Genomic DNA, 19289 nt, shown 5'->3' on the forward strand with positions numbered 1-19289 from the left:
ACAATCCCTTGGCTTTGCTTAAACTGTTGTATCTGGAACAAACCCTAAACCTTCAAGTGCAGTGAAAACCGGTTTCAACTGTACATAGCCTTCACCAACGACTTCATTATTAATGAGGACAAGAGGGTAGAAAAATTCATCTTCCTGAATACGTGTCGCATAGTCTTGATCACGTTCATTCTCAATTGGACCTTCGATATCGATATAACGAATATCATATGGTTGATCTGGATATTTTCGATCGATAGCTGCTTGTAGCCACTCATATGTATCTTTAGAAGATGGAGCATTGACACAGCTAGCGCAAATTACAGCTGTTCCATAAATTTCAATCATAGGTTTAGTTGGTTGCATCGTATTTTCTCTCCTTGTGATTCAATATTGGATTTTTTCTGTTGCTAACATTATAATCATTATAAGGAAAGGAGTCGAGATAAAATGGCTGAAGCAACAATTAACGACCAAGTTCAAGAGGTATTAGATAAATTACGTCCGTTCTTACTACGTGACGGTGGGGACTGTGAATTAGTAGATGTTGAGGATGGCGTTGTAAAATTACGTTTATTAGGGGCTTGTGGTAGTTGCCCAAGTTCTACTATTACATTGAAAGCTGGTATTGAACGCGCATTATTAGAAGAAGTACCAGGTATTGTGGAAGTAGAGCAAGTATTCTAAGACATTAAAAAAGTTCTAGCTGAATCTCAGGCTAGAACTTTTTTTATTTATAGGTGGCGCGCATGCTCTTTTTCTTCGCGGATGACAGCCCATTGCTCTTTTGCCATATCCACAATTTTTGCCTCGCCACCACTGCTTTGTTTTTCAATTACTCTAGAGAAGAAGCGTGTCGCATTTTCAATGTCTCCGATTCTTCTTGATAATTCGGCAATCATATACATAATACGTACAGCAGACATTTGTGTAGAACTGTAATCTTCTGTTGAATACGATTCCATATAATGATCACGAGCTAGTTTCATAAAGCGCTCCTCTTGCCCACTATTTTTAAGAGAACGGTAGAGCCAAGCAAGACGCAAAGCTAAACCAGCAATAGCGACATGTTTTTCTTTTTTTATCGTGCCGCAGAGGAAAGCCAATTTATACGCTTGTATCGCCTGAAAAACAGTACGTTCTCCCTTAAAATCATGATGCACCCACTTTTTTGTTATTTGTGTGTGAATATCATCTTGAATACCTGGTGCAAAATATTTTGTAAAGTCCTCTGTAAATGAAAACCCACAATGCTCACAAACGAAGACATTGTAATAAAGCGCATTCACATCATCCGTATAAATAGGGTGGAAATCGGTTTCGGTATGCTCTACTTTAATAAATTTGGAACGAACTTTTAACGTCGGAAAATCCTTTTTACAATTCAAACATTGAATTTGTTTTTCATAATACGGTGAAATATCCATATATATTACCCCCTACATAGAAGTCGTTGTAACTATTATACCAATGGTGCTAGTAGAAGCATGAATAAAAATTCCTAAACATGTGAAAAATATGAGAATTCTCACTAAAATTTACCTTGAAGCTGAATGTTTGTCATACAATGGTCAAAATTGATATGATATTAGGTAAGAAGGAAGGTGATGGGGATGACAAGTACAAAGCAAGTTATTGAAATTACACAGGCTGCCGGCTTTCATATTAATGAAATGATGGAGCACAATGAAGAGCAAGGTTCTTTTTTACGTGTAGTAGTAAACGGTGGCGGCTGTAGTGGGCTATCCTATGGTATGCATTTTGATCAAGAGAAAAAAGAGGAAGACTTTGTAGATGTACAACATGGTTTAACAATTCTTGTTTCCCGTGAAGATGCGCCGATTTTGATGGGAACAAAAATTGACTATAAACAATCGCTAATGGGCGGTGGCTTCACAATCGATAATCCAAATGCCATTGCATCATGTGGCTGCGGTACATCTTTCAAAACAGCAAAGCGTGAAGGTACACCTGAGATTTGTGACTAATTAAACGTGATATAAATGTAGAAGACAATCCTTATAAATTGTAAACATAATCTGAATTAGGTTGTGAATACAAGCCTTTTCGATTTGTATGTTTTGAAAACAACAAATGGAAGAGGCTTTTACTTTGTTTTGAAGTTTAAAAGAAAAGCCTTGCTTAGAGCAATAAACAAGGCACTCTAATAATTTAAAATTTATAATACCAAAAAATTGCTAATTCATTTGCTGTTGGCAAATTTGAATATAGCATTGTATCCACTGCACCTATTACAAATTGATTTTTAGCATAAAAATGACAAGCTGAAACATTGATATCTTGTGTTTCAAGCATGAGACCACAGCAGTTCTTTTCTTTGGCCCACTCAATGGCTTTATTTAGTAAGGCAGTGCCAACGCCATTTTTTCTATAATCTTTTGCGACAGCGATGTCTTCAATAAGTGCATATCCGTTCCAATTAGAGCACATCTTAATCTGCCCTACACAGCTGTTGTCAATATAATAAAAAAATACAGCTTTCTCGATATCTTCTATGTAGCTAAGATCAATTTCATCCTCTTCATATTTTTTGAAGTAAGGCTCAGAATATATTTCCTCTGTAAATGTCCAAACCTTATCTTTGAATGTCGGTATAATTTTCCCCGAGACTATAAAACCGTCGTTTGATTTATTAAAATCCTTCATAGTAGACGGAGTCATTTTAATGATCATTTTACTCTCCCTTTCTGTATTCAACTTTGTGGTTAGGGGATGGTCTTTATTTTATGAAAAAATCGATATTCTTCTCTGATGATTGCTGGATTATTGAAACAAAGTGAAAATAAGAAAAGTGCTTCTTTCGCTGTGATGAAAGAAGCATTTTAGCATGGAGTTAATCAGACTTCTCACGCTCCATAAACCGTACTCCGTTTAAAACTGCTAGCTTATAGATAGCCCTCTTTTCATCAAGACCAAATTGTCCATTTTCCTCAATGATAAATTGTTCATTGCTTTTAGTTTGAAAGTAATAGGTTCCAAACGTACCTACTTCATATTCATAGATAACCTCATTTAAATCTTGCCATTTATAAATAGTTTGATGGTGATACTGTTGAAAAACGATTTGATCCTTTTGTATGGCGCTATAGCTTAATAAAGAATAATAACCTAATACGATACTACTTATGATGGTGTCGCATGCAAGGGTGTAGATGTTTGGATTCCTTTTTAATCCGAGTACAATGAAAACTACGAAGATCAAGCCTAAAGCTATTAATAGCATAATAAAGTTGCTAGGTGGTGTCATCAGGACGACATCCTCTCTATGAGCATAGAATGTCTGCGATATGGTTAGAGGCGTAAAAAAGGCTAAAAAGGGTGTGAGTATCGCTACGATAAGGGCTGCTATAAAGTACTTTGTTCGTACTGATAGTGCATGTAACATAAAATCTCCTTTCTTATAAAAGTGATTGGTACACTAAGTGTAACATATTTACAAATAAGGATTGTCTATGCATTTTGTTGAATTATTAAAATTGGTCTTAAAATTCTGAATAAAAGCTTCATTCCACTGAAAGCAAGCAGGTATAATAGAAATATAGAGGTGAAGGTTATGAGAAAAGATCGAGGGAAAATATGGCTGGGCGTATCGGGTGTTACAGTGAATGAGCTTGGACAATGGTTAGTTGTGAAAAAAGCGTATAGCGGATTGAAAGGACGTTGGTCATTGCCGGCGGGATTTGTTAACGCAGGTGAAACCGTGGATGAAGCGGTCATCCGTGAAATAAAAGAAGAAACAGGAATAGATTGTAGTGTATCAGGCTTAATTGGATTTCGTACAGGCATTATCCGTGACGATATCAGTGATAATATGGCGATTTTTTATTGTCGTATGCAAGATGAACAGCAGCAGGTATGCATTCAGGAAAAAGAAATACTGGAGGCCAAATGGTTGTATCCTCAGGAGCTCACACAAGATGAAACAACCTCCGTTATGTTAAAAGAGATGGCATCCAATCAATTCGAAAAACATCAGCTAGATGCGATAGAGGGGATTAATCCTGGCGATATTTTTGGGTATACCTCATATCGACTATTCTTTAAAAAATGATATGACTTTGGGAGGGGACCTATGATGGAGCTATTTTTATTTATGTTAGAGCGCGTTGGGCTGATCATTGTGTTTGCCTTTTTAATGTCAAGATGGAGACTGTTTCGAGAAAAGCTGTTTCAGGAGCAAGGAACGAAGGAGAAAATATGGCTCATCATTATTTTTAGTAGCTTATGTATTATTAGTAGCTATACAGGGATTAAAATTGAAAGCGGTACGATACACCCGTTAAATCAGATGATACATAGTACGATTAATGCTGAGGAGGCTATTGCCAATACGAGATTAATTGGTGTAGCGATTGCAGGCATTTTCGGTGGACCCCTTGTTGGTGTATGTGTTGGGATTATAGCAGGGATTCACCGTATGACACTAGGGGGTTTTACAGCGATCGCCTGTGGCATTTCGACGATTTTAGCAGGTTTTATGACCGGTGGATTAAGTAACCGTTTCAAAATACGTCAAACTTTTTCCTATAAGAAAGCTGTTATTATTGGAATTTGTGCAGAGACGATACAGATGTTGGTGATTTTAGTAGTTGCGAAGCCATTCGAGCAGGCTTTGCAGCTAGTAACATTAATTGCTATGCCAATGATCTTGATGAATGCCTTTGGAATCTTCTTATTTTTTATGATTATAAAAACATTTATTGATGAAGAAGAACGAACAAAGGCATTGCAAACACATCAAGCATTTTCAATTGCTCAACAAACGATTGAGCATTTCCGAAAAGGCTTAAATGAGGAATCCTGTCAGACGGTGGCTGAAATTATTAAAAGAGAAATTAGTGTAGAGGCGGTCGCCATTACGGACAAAAACGGTGTATTAGCCCATGTTGGTGTTGGGGAAGACCATCATTTAATTCATCGGGAAATTATGACGGCTTTGACGAAGCGAGTACTAGAGGAAGGGAAAATTTTAATGGCTACTTCGGCGAAGGAGATTCAATGTCCACATGATGATTGTCCTTTAAGCGCTGCCATTGTTTTGCCTTTAATGGTACAGCATCGCACGGTTGGGAGCCTAAAGCTGTATTTCACGAAGGCAGATTCATTAACGGGGGTGAAGAAGGAGCTTGCGGAGGGCTTAAGTAGACTATTCTCTTCACAGCTGGAATATGCTGAAATTGAACAACAGAGAAAGTTATTAAAGGATGCTGAAATTAAAGCGTTACAGGCACAGGTTCATCCTCATTTCTTCTTCAACAGCCTTAATACGATATCAAGCTTGATCCGTACAGATGCAGATGAGGCAAGAGCATTATTGATCAAGCTTAGTACATTTTTTAGAAGCAATTTACAAGGTGCGCGGCAAATGCTTATTCCATTGAAAAATGAAATTGATCATGTTGAGGCTTATTTATCCATTGAGCAGACAAGGTTTCCTAATCGTTACGAAGTAGAGTTTATCATGGATGAATCACTTTTCGATGTGCAGATTCCACCATTTACTTTACAGCCTCTTGTTGAAAATGCTATTTATCATGCGTTTAAAAATCGTAAGGAAGGCAAGATTTTTGTCAAAGTACAACGAGTGAACGATAAGCTAGTTTTGCTAACCGAAGATAACGGTTGTGGCATGAAAAAAGAGCAGGTAAAGCAGCTCGGTAAACGGATTATGCAATCGGAGCAAGGGACTGGAACGGCGTTGTGGAATATTTATCAGCGTATTCATGAAATTTATGGCTCAGACGCTGATTTTCATATAGCAAGTACATTGGATGTAGGAACAAAAATAATGATTCAACTGCCGTTAAAGGCGACTAGATGGGAGTAGAAGAGATTGAATGTATATATTGTGGATGATGAACCGTTGGCACGCGCTGAATTGCGCTATTTATTAGAGCAAACAGCGTTAGTAAATGTTTGTGGTGAGTCTGAAAGTCTTGAGGATTTTTACAACACGACACAGTATGAACAGGTTGATTGTGTATTTTTAGATATTGAGTTAGGCATAAATAATGGACTTGATTTAGCTAAACAATTACTGTTGCATACACAAAGACCCGAAATTATCTTTGCTACTGCCTTTGATGAATACGCATTAAAGGCATTCGAGGTGAATGCCTTTGATTATATTCTGAAACCTTTTGAAGCACAACGAGTACAAGCTGCTGTAGAAAAGTTAGTAGCTAAAAAAAGAGCCGCACAGGCGAAAACGATGGAAGAAATAAAGATTTCACAGCTGGACAAGCTTGATAAATTAACGGTTTATGTCAACGATCGAATTTTATTAATGAAAATACAGGATATTTTATATTGTACATCGGAGGACAGTAAAACGGTGGTTGTCACAGAGCAAGGAAGGTTTTTTGCTTCGGAGTCACTGGCAGCATTAGAAAAAAGGCTGACATTAAAGGGATTTGTGCGTGTCCATCGTGCGTTTATCGTAAATTTAGAGCATATTGTGGAGCTAGAGCCCTGGAGTAGTTCTAAATATAATTTAATTTTGCATAACAGACATTCCATTCCTGTCAGTAGGCTCTATATGAAGGATGTGCGGAAAATATTTGACCTTTCGAGGTAGTTGCATTTCAGCGGTAGAAACCTACGTTTCAACTTTTAATTCTGACATTTCAGTTAATTTTATGAATATCGTGGACATTCCTTTGCTATGATGTGGAAAAAGTAAAAGGGGTGTTTACATGAATGCGATTACAATTGTGATAGGCTCTATTTGTATTTTAGTGATTAGCTATCGTTTGTATGGCATATTTTTTACAAAAAAGGTACTGAAAATAAAGGATGATACGCCCACGCCCGCCCACGCTTTGGAAGATGGTAAAGACTATGTTCCGACGAATAAATGGGTAACCTTTGGGCATCACTTTGCAGCCATCGCTGCTGCGGGGCCATTAGTAGGGCCGATTTTAGCTGCACAGTTCGGTTATTTACCTGGACTTCTATGGTTATTAATAGGAGCTGTCATTGGGGGAGCTGTCCATGATGCAGTCGTGTTATTTGCTTCTATGCGACATGGTGGTAAGTCTTTATCCGAAGTGATGAAGGAAGAGCTTGGTCCGATTGCTGGCTTCTGTACAGGCCTTGCCATGCTGTTTATTATTACAATTACAATGGCAGGTCTTTCTATGGTAGTTTTAGGAGCTTTAGAACGCAATCCGTGGGGAACGTTTGCAGTAGGGATCACCATTCCAATTGCTATGCTTGTGGGTATTGCTTATCGTAAAACAGGCAATTTACTTGTTACGTCTGCAGTTGGGTTTGTTTTATTAATGATAGGCGTATTTATTGGGCCGCTTATTCAAGGAACTGCATTTGGTGATTTTTTAACATTTGATCGTGATACATTAGCAATTATTTTACCTATCTATGCATTTTTTGCAGCGGCATTACCTGTGTGGCTATTATTAGCTCCACGTGATTATTTAAGTAGTTTCATGAAAATTGGGGTGTTCATCGCTTTAATTATCGGTGTCTTTTTCGTTAACCCAGCTATTCAGTTCCCGCCATTTACAGAGTTTATTCATGGTGGAGGTCCAGTAATTGCAGGTCCTGTGTGGCCATTTGTATCTATTACAATTGCCTGTGGTGCTATTTCCGGCTTCCATGCCTTTGTAGGCTCAGGAACGACACCTAAAATGATTGACCGTTGGGAAGATATTCGAATTGTTGGCTTTGGAGCAATGTTAGTGGAGTCGTTAGTAGGTGTGATGGCGTTAATTGCAGCTACAGCCCTGCATCCAGCAGACTATTTTGCCATTAACTCAGCGCCAGCAGTTTTTGCTACATTAGGAATGGAGCCTGTTCATTTACAAGCATTATCTCAAAGTATTGGAATGGACTTAGAGGGACGAACAGGAGGAGCCGTGACATTAGCCGTCGGAATGACGGATATTTTTACAGGTATTCCTTGGTTTGCGGAGTTATCCTCCTATTTCTATCAATTTGTCATTATGTTTGAGGCCGTCTTTATTTTAACAGCGATAGACGCTGGAACACGAGTGGCACGTTATTTAATTCAAGACTTTGGGGGCAATGTTTATAAGCCTTTAAAGCGTACTAATTGGATACCAGGAACCATTTTTGCTAGTGCACTTGCTTGCTTTATGTGGGGGTATTTATTGTATTCAGGGGATATTAGCTCCATTTGGGTATTATTCGGTGTATCCAATCAGCTAATGGCGGCAATTGGTTTAGTATGTGGAGTGACGATGGTACTGAAGGTGGCAGATAAACGAATCTATGCACTAACCTGTTTTATCCCATTAACTTATTTATACATCACCGTGAATGTGGCTGGCTATTGGATGATTAAAAATGTTTATTGGAATCCAGCAGCTGCCGGCTTTAATATGTTAAACGGCATCTTATCCGTTATCATGCTGATGCTAGGACTACTTATCGTTATTTCAGCGTTTAAGAAATGGGCACAGCTATGGAAATCTCCAAAGTTTGTATTAACGCAATCAACTTCATAATGTAATAGAAGAAACTATTGGAGATAAGAAATGGTCTTCAATAGTTTTTTTGTTTTGCTAGGATGAAATATCCATGATTAATCACAATCATTGTAAAAGATTTCATAAATATGTCGAACAAGCGAAAACAAGGATATGTTCATTGAAAGCGTTGTCGTTATCATGTAAACTAATGAGAGGAAAACGGAGGTTATACATACATGGATGGTCCAGTTTCATTAGTACAGTTAATCATTTCTATTTTGTTATTTTTCGTCATGTTCTTTGGTATCGGATTCTTATTAAACATGCTGTTGCGTATGACGTGGTTAATGGCGATTGTATATCCAATTGTTGTGATCTTTATCGTGGATGAAGTAAGCTTCTTAGATTATATTTTCAAGCCAGGTTCTGCATTTCCAGCGTTAATCGATAAATTACAAGCCCTTCAGTTTGTAGATATTGCTATTTTATCAGGCGGCTTTGCAGGCTCCATCGTGGCAGGCATTGTGATGATTTATTTACGAAAAAGTGGATATCGCATGTTCTAATTTACTTAGTATTCTTCTTTCTATTGCATGAAAGGAGAGTACTTTTTTTATTCGATAAAAAAAACACATCCTCCATCATGAAAGGATGTGTCTTAGCTATCATATGAAAAATTCGTAGGTTATGATGGCGATAAAAATACCTGTGAGCGCCCCGAAAAATACTTCACTTCGTTTGTGACCTAATAACGTTTTTAATTCCTCCATTTTCTCTTGCCCATCCATCTGAGGCCATTTTTTTAAATCATGAAGCAGTGTTTGGAAATCCTTACGCAATTGATTTAAAATCGCAGCATGTTGCCCAGCTTGGTAACGTACACCGCTTGCGTCGTACATAACAATAATGGAAAACATTGCAGCTACGGCAAAAATAGGGGATGCTAAACCCGTCTCATAAGCAATAGAGGTTGCCAGTCCAGTAACAGAAGCGGAGTGAGAGCTAGGCATTCCGCCTGTAGAAGTAAAGAGGCTCCATTTCACCTGTCTGGTCATTAAAAAATGGATGGGAATCTTGACAAACTGAGCAAAGATAACCGAAAAGAGGGCAATCAGTAATGGGGTATTTTGAAGTAAACTCAAATTCATCACAACCTTCGCAAATAATTGCTTTTATTATAACATTCATTATTTTCTAAAAGAAGATATAGGCAAATATTACGCGCTTTTCAGAAACTTCGTTATAATAGTAGATGGAATGGAGGAATTTACATGAATATTGTAAAAGAAGCAAAGACATTTGAAACAATTTCTACTGAATTATTAGTGGTGGGTGTCACTAAACACCGTGAGCAAATGCAGGATTGGGCAAGCTTTTCATCTTTTTATGGTGAATCAATTGATATGTGGGTTAGCGCGGGAGACGTTTCAACTGAGCTTAAGAAGCTAACGAAGCTGCCATTTGTGAAGGATCATGCCAATTTAAAACGCATTTTATTTGTAGGGCTAGATGAACGTAAAAACCTAACAGAAGGGGATATTCGAGCAGCCTTTGGTTTAGTTGGGAAAGAGCTAAGAGCCTTAAAAGTAAAAGAGTATTCCATCTGGCTTGAATCATTTACAACAGAAACAATCTCAGTGACTGACGTAGCCTTCTTAGCGGGTGAAGGAACTGGTCTAGGCTATTATTCTATTCCTCATTACAAAACAACTTCAAACGAAGTGGATAAACGTATTGATGCTGTTCATCTAGTGACGACAGCAGGGGATTTAGACGAAGTTGTAGCTGGCTTTGAGGTCGGCGTCATTTATGCGGATGCAGTGAATGAGGCACGTAGCCTAATTAATTTACCACCGAATTTACTAACGGCAACTGATTTAGCAAACTATGCGGAATCCTTGGCAAGTGAATATGACTTTGAAGTAGAGATTCTAGGTAAAGCGCAATTAGAAGAATTGGGAATGGGCGGCATTTTAAGTGTCAACCAAGGCTCTTACGAAGAACCTCGATTAATCACATTAAAATATAAAGCGTCTGATGATTTTGAAAATCCAATTGGTCTTGTTGGTAAAGGCGTAACATATGATACAGGTGGCTATTCCTTAAAGCCAAAAGACTCGATGGTTGGGATGAAAGGCGATATGGGCGGTGCAGCAGCAGTGCTTGGTGCCATGAAAATTATTGGTGAATTACGCCCAAATAAAAATGTAGTGGCGGTTATCGGATCTACTGATAACATGGTATCTGACACAGCATTTAAACCAGATGATGTCATTACAACGTATAGTGGCAAAACAGTGGAAGTATTAAATACGGATGCAGAAGGACGTTTAGTTCTGGCAGATGCAACTACATATGCGAAGCAGCAGGGGGCTGCATCGCTAATTGATGTCGCTACTTTAACAGGAGGCGTCATTACTGCGCTAGGTATGGATAAAACAGGTGCTCTTTCTAATGATGATGAATTTTTTGCAGCATTTATGGAAGCAGCAGAGGAAACGGATGAATTTGTTTGGCGTATGCCTTTGACAGAGAATGATAAAAAGAGAATTCGTAAATCTGATGTGGCAGATTTAAACAACTCACCTGGTCGTGATGGACATATGATTTTTGGTGGGGGCTTTGTCGGAGAATTTGTTGGTGAAACACCTTGGATTCACCTTGATATTGCCGGAACATCCGATGCAGTAGCTGTCCATGATCTAGGTCCTAAAGGTGGTACAGGTGTGATGGTACGTACACTTGCTAATTTTGTCCAACGTTTAGGAGAAGAAAAATAATAGAGCATTTTGATCAGCGGGATTGTCTTTCCGCTGATTTTTTGTATTTTCAGCACTTATCCCGATAGATTAGGCAATGTACATATGATAGATGCATCTTCCTTCATACGATAGAATAAAAAGGGAGGTAGCATATGCGTAATTTCGGAGGTTACCCAGGAGGAGGATTTGGAGGTATTTGGCCATTCGGTGCACCGTTTTTCGGTGGCTTTTTAGGAAGTTTCCTAGGGTCTCAATTTAATCAATATCCTTACAATCCATATTATCCAAACTATCGGCCATATCCGCCTGGTCCATTTTTCCGACCAGGACCACGGTATCGTAGACGCTGGTAAGAACATAAAATAAATAATCCAGTTGCCTAGTCAAAAACGGCAACTGGTTTTTTGTTGTGTTGAGGAAGTATCAAATTTTGTGTTGACAGAATATACTAAATTATTTATTATTCTTATTATATTACTAAGAATTAAATAAGTAGCTGACTAGCAAACTAGAGGCTTTTATTGTTCATAGGCATTTTTGTGCCTAGGGATAATATTAGCCTTTTTTCTTTACCTTGATGACAGCAATCTTTTTCCTCTTTAGGGAAAATCAAAAATTTGTTCAAACGCCACCATTTGGAGACACAACCGCTTGCGGATGCCAAAGGGCGTGACGGTTGCTACTCCGTCAACAATAAAACTGGACACCATGACGCGAAGGCGCAACAGATAGAAGGAGTGAAATGGAATGGGGAAAGTATATATCGTTGGTGCTGGTCCTGGGGATGTTGATCTTATTACGGTCAAGGGTTTACGTTGTATTGAATGTGCAGATGTCATTTTATATGACAGACTCATAAATAAAGAGCTATTAAACTATGCTCGACAAGACGCTCAATTAATATTTTGCGGAAAACTGCCACAACAACATGCCATGATTCAGGAGCATATTAACCAAACGCTTGTCAGTTATGCACAGCAAGGGTTAATCGTTACAAGATTAAAGGGAGGTGACCCATTTGTCTTCGGAAGAGGGGCAGAGGAGGCTGAAGTGCTAGCCAAACATCATATTCCATTTGAAATTGTACCAGGGATTACTTCAGGTATAGCAGCCCCGGCTTATGCAGGAATTCCTGTGACACATCGGAATCTCAGCTCAAGCTTTGCCATGGTTACGGGACATATGCAGGAAGGAAAAGATGATGCAATCCGTTGGGAAAGTCTTGCAAAAGGAATCGATACGATTGCTATTTATATGGGGGTAGGTAATCTGCCGTACATCCGACAGCAACTTCTCAAATATGGACGTGAGGAAGTAACGCCTGTAGCCGTTATTCATTGGGGAACTTTTGCTGCTAAGCAAAAAACGGTTACGGGCACTTTAGCAACAATTGAAGAAATCGTTCAAACAGAAAATATTCAGAACCCGAGTATCATTTTAGTTGGGGAGGTTGTGGCATTAAGAGAAACAATACAATGGTTTGAGCATAACAGTCCACAACCAGTCCAAGTTACGGGGTAAGGATGTGACGTTATGCAGGCTATTTTATATATCGCTCATGGTAGTCGTGTTAAGGCAGGAACAGATCAAGCCGTAGCTTTTCTACAAGGCGTTCAACAAGAGGTTCGTGTATCTATTCAGGAAATATGCTTTTTGGAGCTTGCAACACCTACCATTGCAGAGGGGATTGCCAACTGTGTTAGACAAGGGGCAACTATGATTGCTGTAATGCCCATTCTATTGCTAGCTGCACAGCATGCGAAGCAAGATATTCCAAGAGAAATTGCCGAAGCTCAAAAGCTCTATCCGCATATCCAATTTTCCTATGGTGAACCATTAGGCATTCATGAACGTATCATTGACTCGTTGCAGGCTAGGATTTTAGAAAAGCAGCATCCTAACTGTGAAGCAAGTGTTTTACTAATAGGACGTGGCAGTAGTGATCCGACCGTAAAGAGAGATTTAGCTGAAATTGCAACAAGATTGCGAATGAAATACAACTATCAAACAGTAGATACTTGCTTCTTATATGGGGTGGGTCCGAGTTTTGATGACTGGCTCCAGCAAGAAAAAGAGAGGCAGCATCAAGTTTTTATTGTGCCGTATCTCTTATTTACAGGTATTTTACGGCAAAGCATTACAAAGCGATTACAAGGACTATCTAACAACAACATGATGTTATGTGAAAGCTTGGGTTATGACGTCAATGTAAAAAAAGTGTTAGTGGAACGTATTGATGAATTACTACATTTCAAAGAGGAAGGTGTTTCATAATGGCAGATAAAAGGCTTGAAAATGTAAATCTAGCATTAGATAATGTCCGCCAAATGCTAAATACTGTGAACCATGGTTCGATTACATTGATTGTTCAAAACTCTTATGTGGTCCAAATCGAAAAGAAAGAAAAAATAAGACTTCGATAATTCTTTTTAGAGGATGAAATGATGACGATTCGCGAGGTGGCAAAGATTGAAACTACAAGTTATAAACAGTCCATTTAATGAAGAGCAGGTAAAATTATTAAACGAACTTTTACCTCAATTAACACTGGAGCAAAAAATTTGGTTAAACGGTTATTTAAGTGCACCACAAGCTACTCAGGAGGCCGTAGTTGAGACGATTCCAGCAGCAGCCCCTATTACGAAAACCATGACGATTTTATATGGTTCCCAAACAGGTAATAGTCAAGGGCTAGCAGAAAAATATGCCACTCTATTAAAGGCTCAAAACGTAGACGTTACTGTCTCATCATTAGGGAAATTTAAAGCAAGTAACTTAAAGAAAATCACCAATCTATTACTTATTGTGAGTACACATGGTGAGGGTGATCCACCTGATCAGGCAATCCAGTTCTATGAATTTTTGCATAGTAAACGAGCACCAAAACTAGAGCAGCTTCAATATTCGGTACTTGCATTAGGGGATAGCTCCTATGAATTTTTCTGTAAAACAGGTAAAGACTTTGATAAGCAATTTGCCAAACTAGGTGCAACAAGAATTGTTCCTCGTACTGATTGTGATGTGGATTATGATGACGCTGCTGCTCAATGGTTCTCAGCTCTTCAACAAGAATTTCTCAAACAGGCTACTACAATATCGGCTACTTCAACACAGAGCGATGAAATACAAGGAGCTACTACATATTCAAGAAAAAATCCATTTTACGCTGAAGTGTTAGAAAATATTAATCTAAATGGTCGCGGCTCCAACAAAGAGACACGTCATCTAGAGTTATCCATTGAAGGTGCTAATTTTCAATTTGAGCCAGGAGACAGTATTGGGATTCAACCGGAAAATAGTGAGCCATTAGTCGATGCATTACTGGGAAGACTACAATTTGAGCCAGCTACTGAGGTGACTGTGTTTGATGAAACAGTGTCCTTAAAGAATGCCTTACAAAAAAAATTGGAAATTACAGTGTTATCTAAGCCAGTTCTTGAAAAAATTAAAGCTTACACAGAACATAATGAGTTTTCATCGTTATTAGAAGAACCTAATGCATGGAAGGATTATGCCAAGGGAAGGGATTTACTTGATGTAGTAGAGGATTTTGCTCCTTTCACATGGAGTGCGCAACAATTCGTGGACATTTTGCGAAAAATTCCATCACGACTGTATTCCATTGCAAGTAGCCAATTGGCGAATCATGATGAGGTGCATTTAACGATTAGCAAGGTAAGCTATGAGACGAACGGTCGACAACGTCTGGGAGTATGTTCAGGTAGTGTGGCAGAACTTCAAATTGGCGCTACATTACCCATCTATGTTCATAAAAATCCCAATTTTAGATTACCTGAGCAGAAGGAAACACCCATAATAATGATTGGCGCGGGCACAGGTATAGCACCGTATCGAGCTTTTTTAGAGGAAAGAGAGGAACTAGGGGTTGAGGGGAAAGCTTGGCTTATTTTTGGTGATCAGCATTTTGTCACAGACTTCCTCTATCAAACAGATTGGCAACGCTGGCTAGCTTCTGGCACATTAAGCCAAATGCATATAGCCTTTTCACGTGATACCGATAAAAAAATCTATGTTCAACACAAATTGGAAGAGAATGCAGCTAATTTTTATGAATGGCTTGAGCAAGGTGCTGTCATTTATGTATGTGGTGATGAGAAATCAATGGCAGCTGATGTGGATGCAACCATTCACCGTATTATAGAGCAGCAGGGGCAGAAAACGTCTGAGCAAGCAAAAGCCATTGTGCAAGAACTAAAGCAAGAAAAACGATACCAGCGGGATGTTTATTAAGAAAAAAACTCTTCCTCGTAGGAAGATGACTATTTGCTAGTAAGCAAAGCCTCTGGAGAGGTGTAATGGATTAAAGGAGCGATAAAGAATGACAGAGAAAATTGTTTTGCCTCCACAGTCTGGGAAACCAAGTGATGTAGAGCGTATTAAGACGGAAAGTAATTATCTTCGTGGGACACTCGAACGGACTATGAATGACCCATTAAGTTCTGGTATTCCTGAGGATGACAATCGTTTAATGAAATTCCATGGTAGTTACCTACAGGATGACCGAGACCTTCGCAATGAAAGACAACGACAAAAACTAGAGCCTGCCTATCAATTCATGGTACGCGTACGAACACCTGGAGGAGCGGCTACCCCAGCGCAATGGCTTGTAATGGATGAAATGGCTAGAAAGTATGGCAATGGCTCCTTAAAACTAACTACACGTCAAGCGTTTCAAGTGCACGGTATTTTAAAATGGAATGTCAAAAAATATATGCAAGAAATTAATGACGTGTTATTGGATTCTCTTGCCGCCTGTGGGGATGTAAACCGTAATGTTATGTGTAATGTAAACCCAAATCAATCAGCATTACATGAAGAAGTTTATAATTGGTCTGCTAAACTAAGTGAGCATTTACTACCTCGTACACGTGCATACCATGAATTATGGTTAGATGGAGAAAAGGTAGTAGACAGTCAGGCTGAAGAAATTGAACCGATTTATGGAGAACAATATTTGCCGCGTAAATTTAAAATTGGCATTGCGATTCCGCCAAGTAATGACGTCGATGTGTTTTCACAAGATATCGGACTAATCGCCATCGTAGAAGATGAAAAGCTGATTGGCTTTAATGTAGCTGTTGGAGGAGGCATGGGGATGACGCATGGTGATCATGCTACCTATCCACAGCTTGCGCGTGAAATTGGCTTTATTACACCGGATAAACTACTGGAAACAGCAGAAAAGATTATAACAATTCAGCGGGATTATGGGAATCGCTCAGTGCGTAAAAATGCACGTTTCAAATATACGATTGATGCAAGAGGACTAGAATGGTTTAACGAAGAATTAACGCGACGATTGGGTTGGAGTATTCCAGAAGCACGTCCTTATACGTTTGAACGTACAGGAGATGAGTTCGGTTGGATTAAAGGGGCAGAGGGTAATTGGCATTATACGCTATTTATTCAAAACGGCCGCATCAAAGATTTTCAAGATTATGAGCTGTTAACAGGGTTACGTGAAATAGCTAAGGTGCATACAGGTGATTTCCGTTTAACTCCTAACCAGAATTTAATGATTAGTAATGTAACACCACAGAAAAAGAAAAAGATTGATGCTATTATAGAGCAATATAAGCTGACGGATGGTGCGCATTATTCCGCATTGCGCCGTAATTCCATTGCCTGTGTCTCCTTACCAACCTGTGGTTTAGCCATGGCGGAGGCGGAACGTTATTTGCCATCTCTTATTACAAAAATGGAAACAATCATTGAAGAAACAGGGTTAAATGATACAGAAATTGTTATTCGGATGTCAGGCTGTCCAAATGGTTGCTCCCGTGCAGCGATGGCTGAAATAGGCTTTATCGGTAAAGGTCCTGGGAAATACAATTTATATCTTGGGGCAAGTTTTACTGGTAATAGATTGAATAAAATCTATCGTGAAAATATAGGTGAGGAAGAGATACTAGCGGAGCTACGACCAATTCTTGTACATTATGCGAAGGAACGTTTAGACGGTGAGCATTTTGGTGATTTTGTCATTCGTGCTGGATATGTGTCGGCTGTATATGATGGTAAAGAATTTCACATATAATAAATAGAAAACCATGTAGCAAATTGCTTTGCTACATGGTTTTTAAATGGAGTAATCTTCGGGGATAAAAACCTTTAATTGCTTCGGCCTAACAAATACATGATCGCCTACTTCAAGCTGAAGGTGAAGGAACTGTTCTTTTGATAATTCTGCCTCTAAAAATTCATCTAAATCTTCACGGCGTAGCTCAATTTGGACAATAGGCCCCAACAGATGGATATGATTGATGTTGACGGGGACCGTACCTGGAATACTTACCTTTTCTATTTGTATATCATGGGGGCGAACATAACCAATCACATTTTCTTTTGTATGTGATTGTACATCAGGCACATCCAGTGCAACTTCTCCATGCATCAGCTTACCGTTATGTAAGCGTCCTTTAAAAAGATTAACGTTCCCTAAAAAATCATAGACAAATGGACTTTTGGGATGTGTATACACTTCATCTGGACTCCCAATTTGCTCGATTTTGCCATTGTTCATGACAACAATACGATCTGCCACATCCAATGCCTCCTCTTGATCATGCGTAACAAAAATACTTGTAATATGAAATTCATCATGTAACTTTCGTAGCCAGCGACGCAACTCCTTGCGCACTTTTGCATCAAGTGCCCCAAATGGCTCATCTAGCAGAAGAACTTTCGGCTCTACTGCAAGTGCTCTTGCAAGTGCCACACGCTGTCTTTGACCACCTGAAAGCTGTGTAGGATAGCGGTCAGAGAAATTTTCGAGTTTAACTAATTGTAGCAATTCCATCACTTTGTCTCGTATTTCTTGCTTAGTAGGTCTAGTTTTCCGAGGGCGAACCTTTAGGCCATAGGCGACATTTTCAAAGACTGTCATATGACGAAATAGGGCATAATGCTGAAACACAAAGCCTACATTACGTTCCTTTGGATGCCGATCCGTCATGGAATGTCCATCAAAAAAAATATCACCCGTATCGGCGGTTTCCAGCCCTGCAATGACACGTAATAGAGAGGTTTTTCCTGATCCAGAGGGGCCAAGCAATGCAACAAGCTCCCCTGACTGAATATGAAGAGAAATATCCTCTAGTGCTTGAAAAGATCCGTATATTTTCGAGACATTTTGAATTTGAATACTCATGCTGATCATCTCCTATTAACTAGATTTGGACTTCCATGCAATGATGTCTTTTAAAATTAATGTAAAGATAGCTATAACACTCATTAAGGATGCAACAGCAAAGGCGGCTGAAAATTGATATTCATTATAAAGAATTTCAATATGAAGGGGCATTGTATTCGTCATGCCTCGTATATGGCCAGATACAACTGAAACTGCACCGAATTCTCCTATTGCTCGTGCATTACACAAGATTAGACCATAAAATAAACCCCATTTAATATTGGGTAAGGTGACATACCAAAATGTCTTAAAGCCACTTGCACCAAGCGAAATCGACGCCTCTTCCTCAGACGTACCCTGTGCTTGCATTAGAGGTATTAGCTCACGAGCAACAAAGGGCAGTGTGACAAATATAGTCGCAAGGACAATGCCAGGTAGGGCAAAAACAATTTTAATATCATTGGTGAATAACCAATCACCAAATAATCCCTGCGATCCAAATAGTAAAATAAATACCAAACCTGCGATAACAGGGGAGACCGCAAAAGGTAAATCAACAATGGTTAGTAAAAGATTTTTCCCCTTAAAATTAAATTTTGTAAGGGTCCATGCAGCCATTACGCCAAAGATTGCATTTAGAGGTACAGCAATCGCTACAACTGTTAAAGTGAGTTTAATAGCAGCTAATGCATCTGGATGTGTGATAGCTGCCAAGTAAACATCCACACCTTTTTGAAAGGCTGTAATAAAAATTGAAGCTAATGGCAGGACGATAAAAAAAGCTAAAAAGGCTAATGCAATAAATGTAAGCGTATAGCGAATAACACGAGGCTCCTGTAAGGCGGCAGACTTAGACACCTTATTTTTTTCGGTACTAGCCTGTTGAATAAATGTTGATTGTTCCATATAGTT

The 19289-nt window shown here is 38.9% G+C and carries 21 protein-coding genes; 14 read left to right on the forward strand and 7 right to left on the reverse strand.

Annotated features, from left to right (window positions below; genetic code table 11):
* Positions 1-18: 18 nt before the first annotated feature.
* On the reverse strand, positions 19-354 hold the full coding sequence (locus AC07YC_RS15175; protein WP_036119953.1) for a YuzD family protein: 336 nt from the start codon (positions 352-354) through the stop codon (positions 19-21).
* An 84-nt stretch (positions 355-438) separates the two neighbouring features.
* Between AC07YC_RS15175 and AC07YC_RS15180 the strand changes: the two genes are divergently transcribed.
* Positions 439-675, forward strand: coding sequence for a NifU family protein (locus AC07YC_RS15180; protein ID WP_004228295.1), 237 nt, complete (start codon positions 439-441; stop codon positions 673-675).
* A gap of 47 nt (positions 676-722) precedes the next feature.
* Here AC07YC_RS15180 and AC07YC_RS15185 read toward each other — a convergent pair whose 3' ends face one another.
* Positions 723-1415 (reverse strand): DUF2225 domain-containing protein, encoded by a 693-nt coding sequence (locus tag AC07YC_RS15185; protein ID WP_336636937.1) that lies wholly within the window; start codon positions 1413-1415, stop codon positions 723-725.
* Between the two features lie 186 nt (positions 1416-1601).
* On the opposite strand from AC07YC_RS15185, the gene AC07YC_RS15190 reads away from it, so the two are divergent.
* A complete protein-coding gene (locus AC07YC_RS15190; protein WP_217581591.1) occupies positions 1602-1976 on the forward strand; it encodes a HesB/IscA family protein in 375 nt (124 codons plus the stop codon).
* Positions 1977-2160: 184 nt separating this feature from the next.
* Here AC07YC_RS15190 and AC07YC_RS15195 read toward each other — a convergent pair whose 3' ends face one another.
* Positions 2161-2682, reverse strand: coding sequence for a GNAT family N-acetyltransferase (locus AC07YC_RS15195; RefSeq protein ID WP_336636938.1), 522 nt, complete (start codon positions 2680-2682; stop codon positions 2161-2163).
* A 160-nt stretch (positions 2683-2842) separates the two neighbouring features.
* Positions 2843-3394 (reverse strand): hypothetical protein, encoded by a 552-nt coding sequence (locus tag AC07YC_RS15200; RefSeq protein ID WP_494919812.1) that lies wholly within the window; start codon positions 3392-3394, stop codon positions 2843-2845.
* A 168-nt stretch (positions 3395-3562) separates the two neighbouring features.
* Here AC07YC_RS15200 and AC07YC_RS15205 point away from each other — a divergent pair, with 168 nt between their 5' ends.
* The 5 genes from AC07YC_RS15205 to AC07YC_RS15225 all read left to right on the forward strand — a co-directional run bounded on the left by AC07YC_RS15205 (position 3563) and on the right by AC07YC_RS15225 (position 9028).
* Positions 3563-4060 carry an NUDIX hydrolase gene (locus tag AC07YC_RS15205; protein ID WP_494919813.1) on the forward strand — a complete coding sequence of 166 codons (498 nt, stop codon included), beginning with the start codon at positions 3563-3565 and terminating at the stop codon, positions 4058-4060.
* A 24-nt stretch (positions 4061-4084) separates the two neighbouring features.
* Positions 4085-5836: a LytS/YhcK type 5TM receptor domain-containing protein gene (locus AC07YC_RS15210; protein WP_336636968.1), complete on the forward strand. Its 1752-nt coding sequence runs from the start codon at positions 4085-4087 to the stop codon at positions 5834-5836.
* Positions 5837-5842: 6 nt separating this feature from the next.
* Entirely contained in the window at positions 5843-6586 is a 744-nt protein-coding gene (locus AC07YC_RS15215; protein ID WP_336636941.1) for a LytR/AlgR family response regulator transcription factor, read from the forward strand.
* Between the two features lie 118 nt (positions 6587-6704).
* Entirely contained in the window at positions 6705-8498 is a 1794-nt protein-coding gene (locus AC07YC_RS15220; protein ID WP_336636942.1) for a carbon starvation CstA family protein, read from the forward strand.
* Between the two features lie 200 nt (positions 8499-8698).
* Entirely contained in the window at positions 8699-9028 is a 330-nt protein-coding gene (locus AC07YC_RS15225; protein WP_004228336.1) for a YuiB family protein, read from the forward strand.
* Positions 9029-9127: 99 nt separating this feature from the next.
* Here AC07YC_RS15225 and AC07YC_RS15230 read toward each other — a convergent pair whose 3' ends face one another.
* A complete protein-coding gene (locus AC07YC_RS15230) occupies positions 9128-9610 on the reverse strand; it encodes a divergent PAP2 family protein (protein ID WP_029987084.1) in 483 nt (160 codons plus the stop codon).
* A 123-nt stretch (positions 9611-9733) separates the two neighbouring features.
* Here AC07YC_RS15230 and AC07YC_RS15235 point away from each other — a divergent pair, with 123 nt between their 5' ends.
* The 7 genes from AC07YC_RS15235 to cysI all read left to right on the forward strand — a co-directional run bounded on the left by AC07YC_RS15235 (position 9734) and on the right by cysI (position 17282).
* Positions 9734-11242, forward strand: coding sequence for a leucyl aminopeptidase (locus AC07YC_RS15235; RefSeq protein WP_494919814.1), 1509 nt, complete (start codon positions 9734-9736; stop codon positions 11240-11242).
* 134 nt (positions 11243-11376) lie between these two features.
* The gene (locus tag AC07YC_RS15240; RefSeq protein WP_494919815.1) at positions 11377-11577 is read left to right on the forward strand and encodes a uroporphyrin-III methyltransferase; all 201 of its coding nucleotides are present in this window, start codon (positions 11377-11379) and stop codon (positions 11575-11577) included.
* A gap of 394 nt (positions 11578-11971) precedes the next feature.
* Entirely contained in the window at positions 11972-12745 is a 774-nt protein-coding gene (gene cobA / locus AC07YC_RS15245) for a uroporphyrinogen-III C-methyltransferase (RefSeq protein ID WP_494919816.1), read from the forward strand.
* Positions 12746-12757: 12 nt separating this feature from the next.
* Positions 12758-13498, forward strand: a complete 741-nt coding sequence (locus AC07YC_RS15250) for a sirohydrochlorin chelatase (RefSeq protein ID WP_494919817.1) — start codon at positions 12758-12760, stop codon at positions 13496-13498.
* On the forward strand, positions 13498-13647 hold the full coding sequence (locus tag AC07YC_RS15255) for a YezD family protein (RefSeq protein WP_008178096.1): 150 nt from the start codon (positions 13498-13500) through the stop codon (positions 13645-13647). The genes AC07YC_RS15250 and AC07YC_RS15255 overlap by 1 nt, the downstream gene beginning before the upstream one ends.
* Before the next feature lie 46 nt (positions 13648-13693).
* Positions 13694-15475: an assimilatory sulfite reductase (NADPH) flavoprotein subunit gene (locus AC07YC_RS15260; protein ID WP_494919818.1), complete on the forward strand. Its 1782-nt coding sequence runs from the start codon at positions 13694-13696 to the stop codon at positions 15473-15475.
* An 88-nt stretch (positions 15476-15563) separates the two neighbouring features.
* Positions 15564-17282: an assimilatory sulfite reductase (NADPH) hemoprotein subunit gene (gene cysI, locus AC07YC_RS15265; protein WP_494919819.1), complete on the forward strand. Its 1719-nt coding sequence runs from the start codon at positions 15564-15566 to the stop codon at positions 17280-17282.
* Between the two features lie 42 nt (positions 17283-17324).
* Here cysI and AC07YC_RS15270 read toward each other — a convergent pair whose 3' ends face one another.
* Both AC07YC_RS15270 and cysW read right to left on the reverse strand, forming a co-directional pair.
* Positions 17325-18395 carry a sulfate/molybdate ABC transporter ATP-binding protein gene (locus tag AC07YC_RS15270; RefSeq protein ID WP_494919820.1) on the reverse strand — a complete coding sequence of 357 codons (1071 nt, stop codon included), beginning with the start codon at positions 18393-18395 and terminating at the stop codon, positions 17325-17327.
* 15 nt (positions 18396-18410) lie between these two features.
* Complete coding sequence (gene cysW, locus AC07YC_RS15275) at positions 18411-19283, reverse strand: sulfate ABC transporter permease subunit CysW (protein WP_036119907.1); 873 nt, start codon at positions 19281-19283, stop codon at positions 18411-18413.
* Positions 19284-19289 lie beyond the last annotated feature (6 nt).

The organism is Lysinibacillus sp. GW247-5R2A (assembly GCF_059424475.1).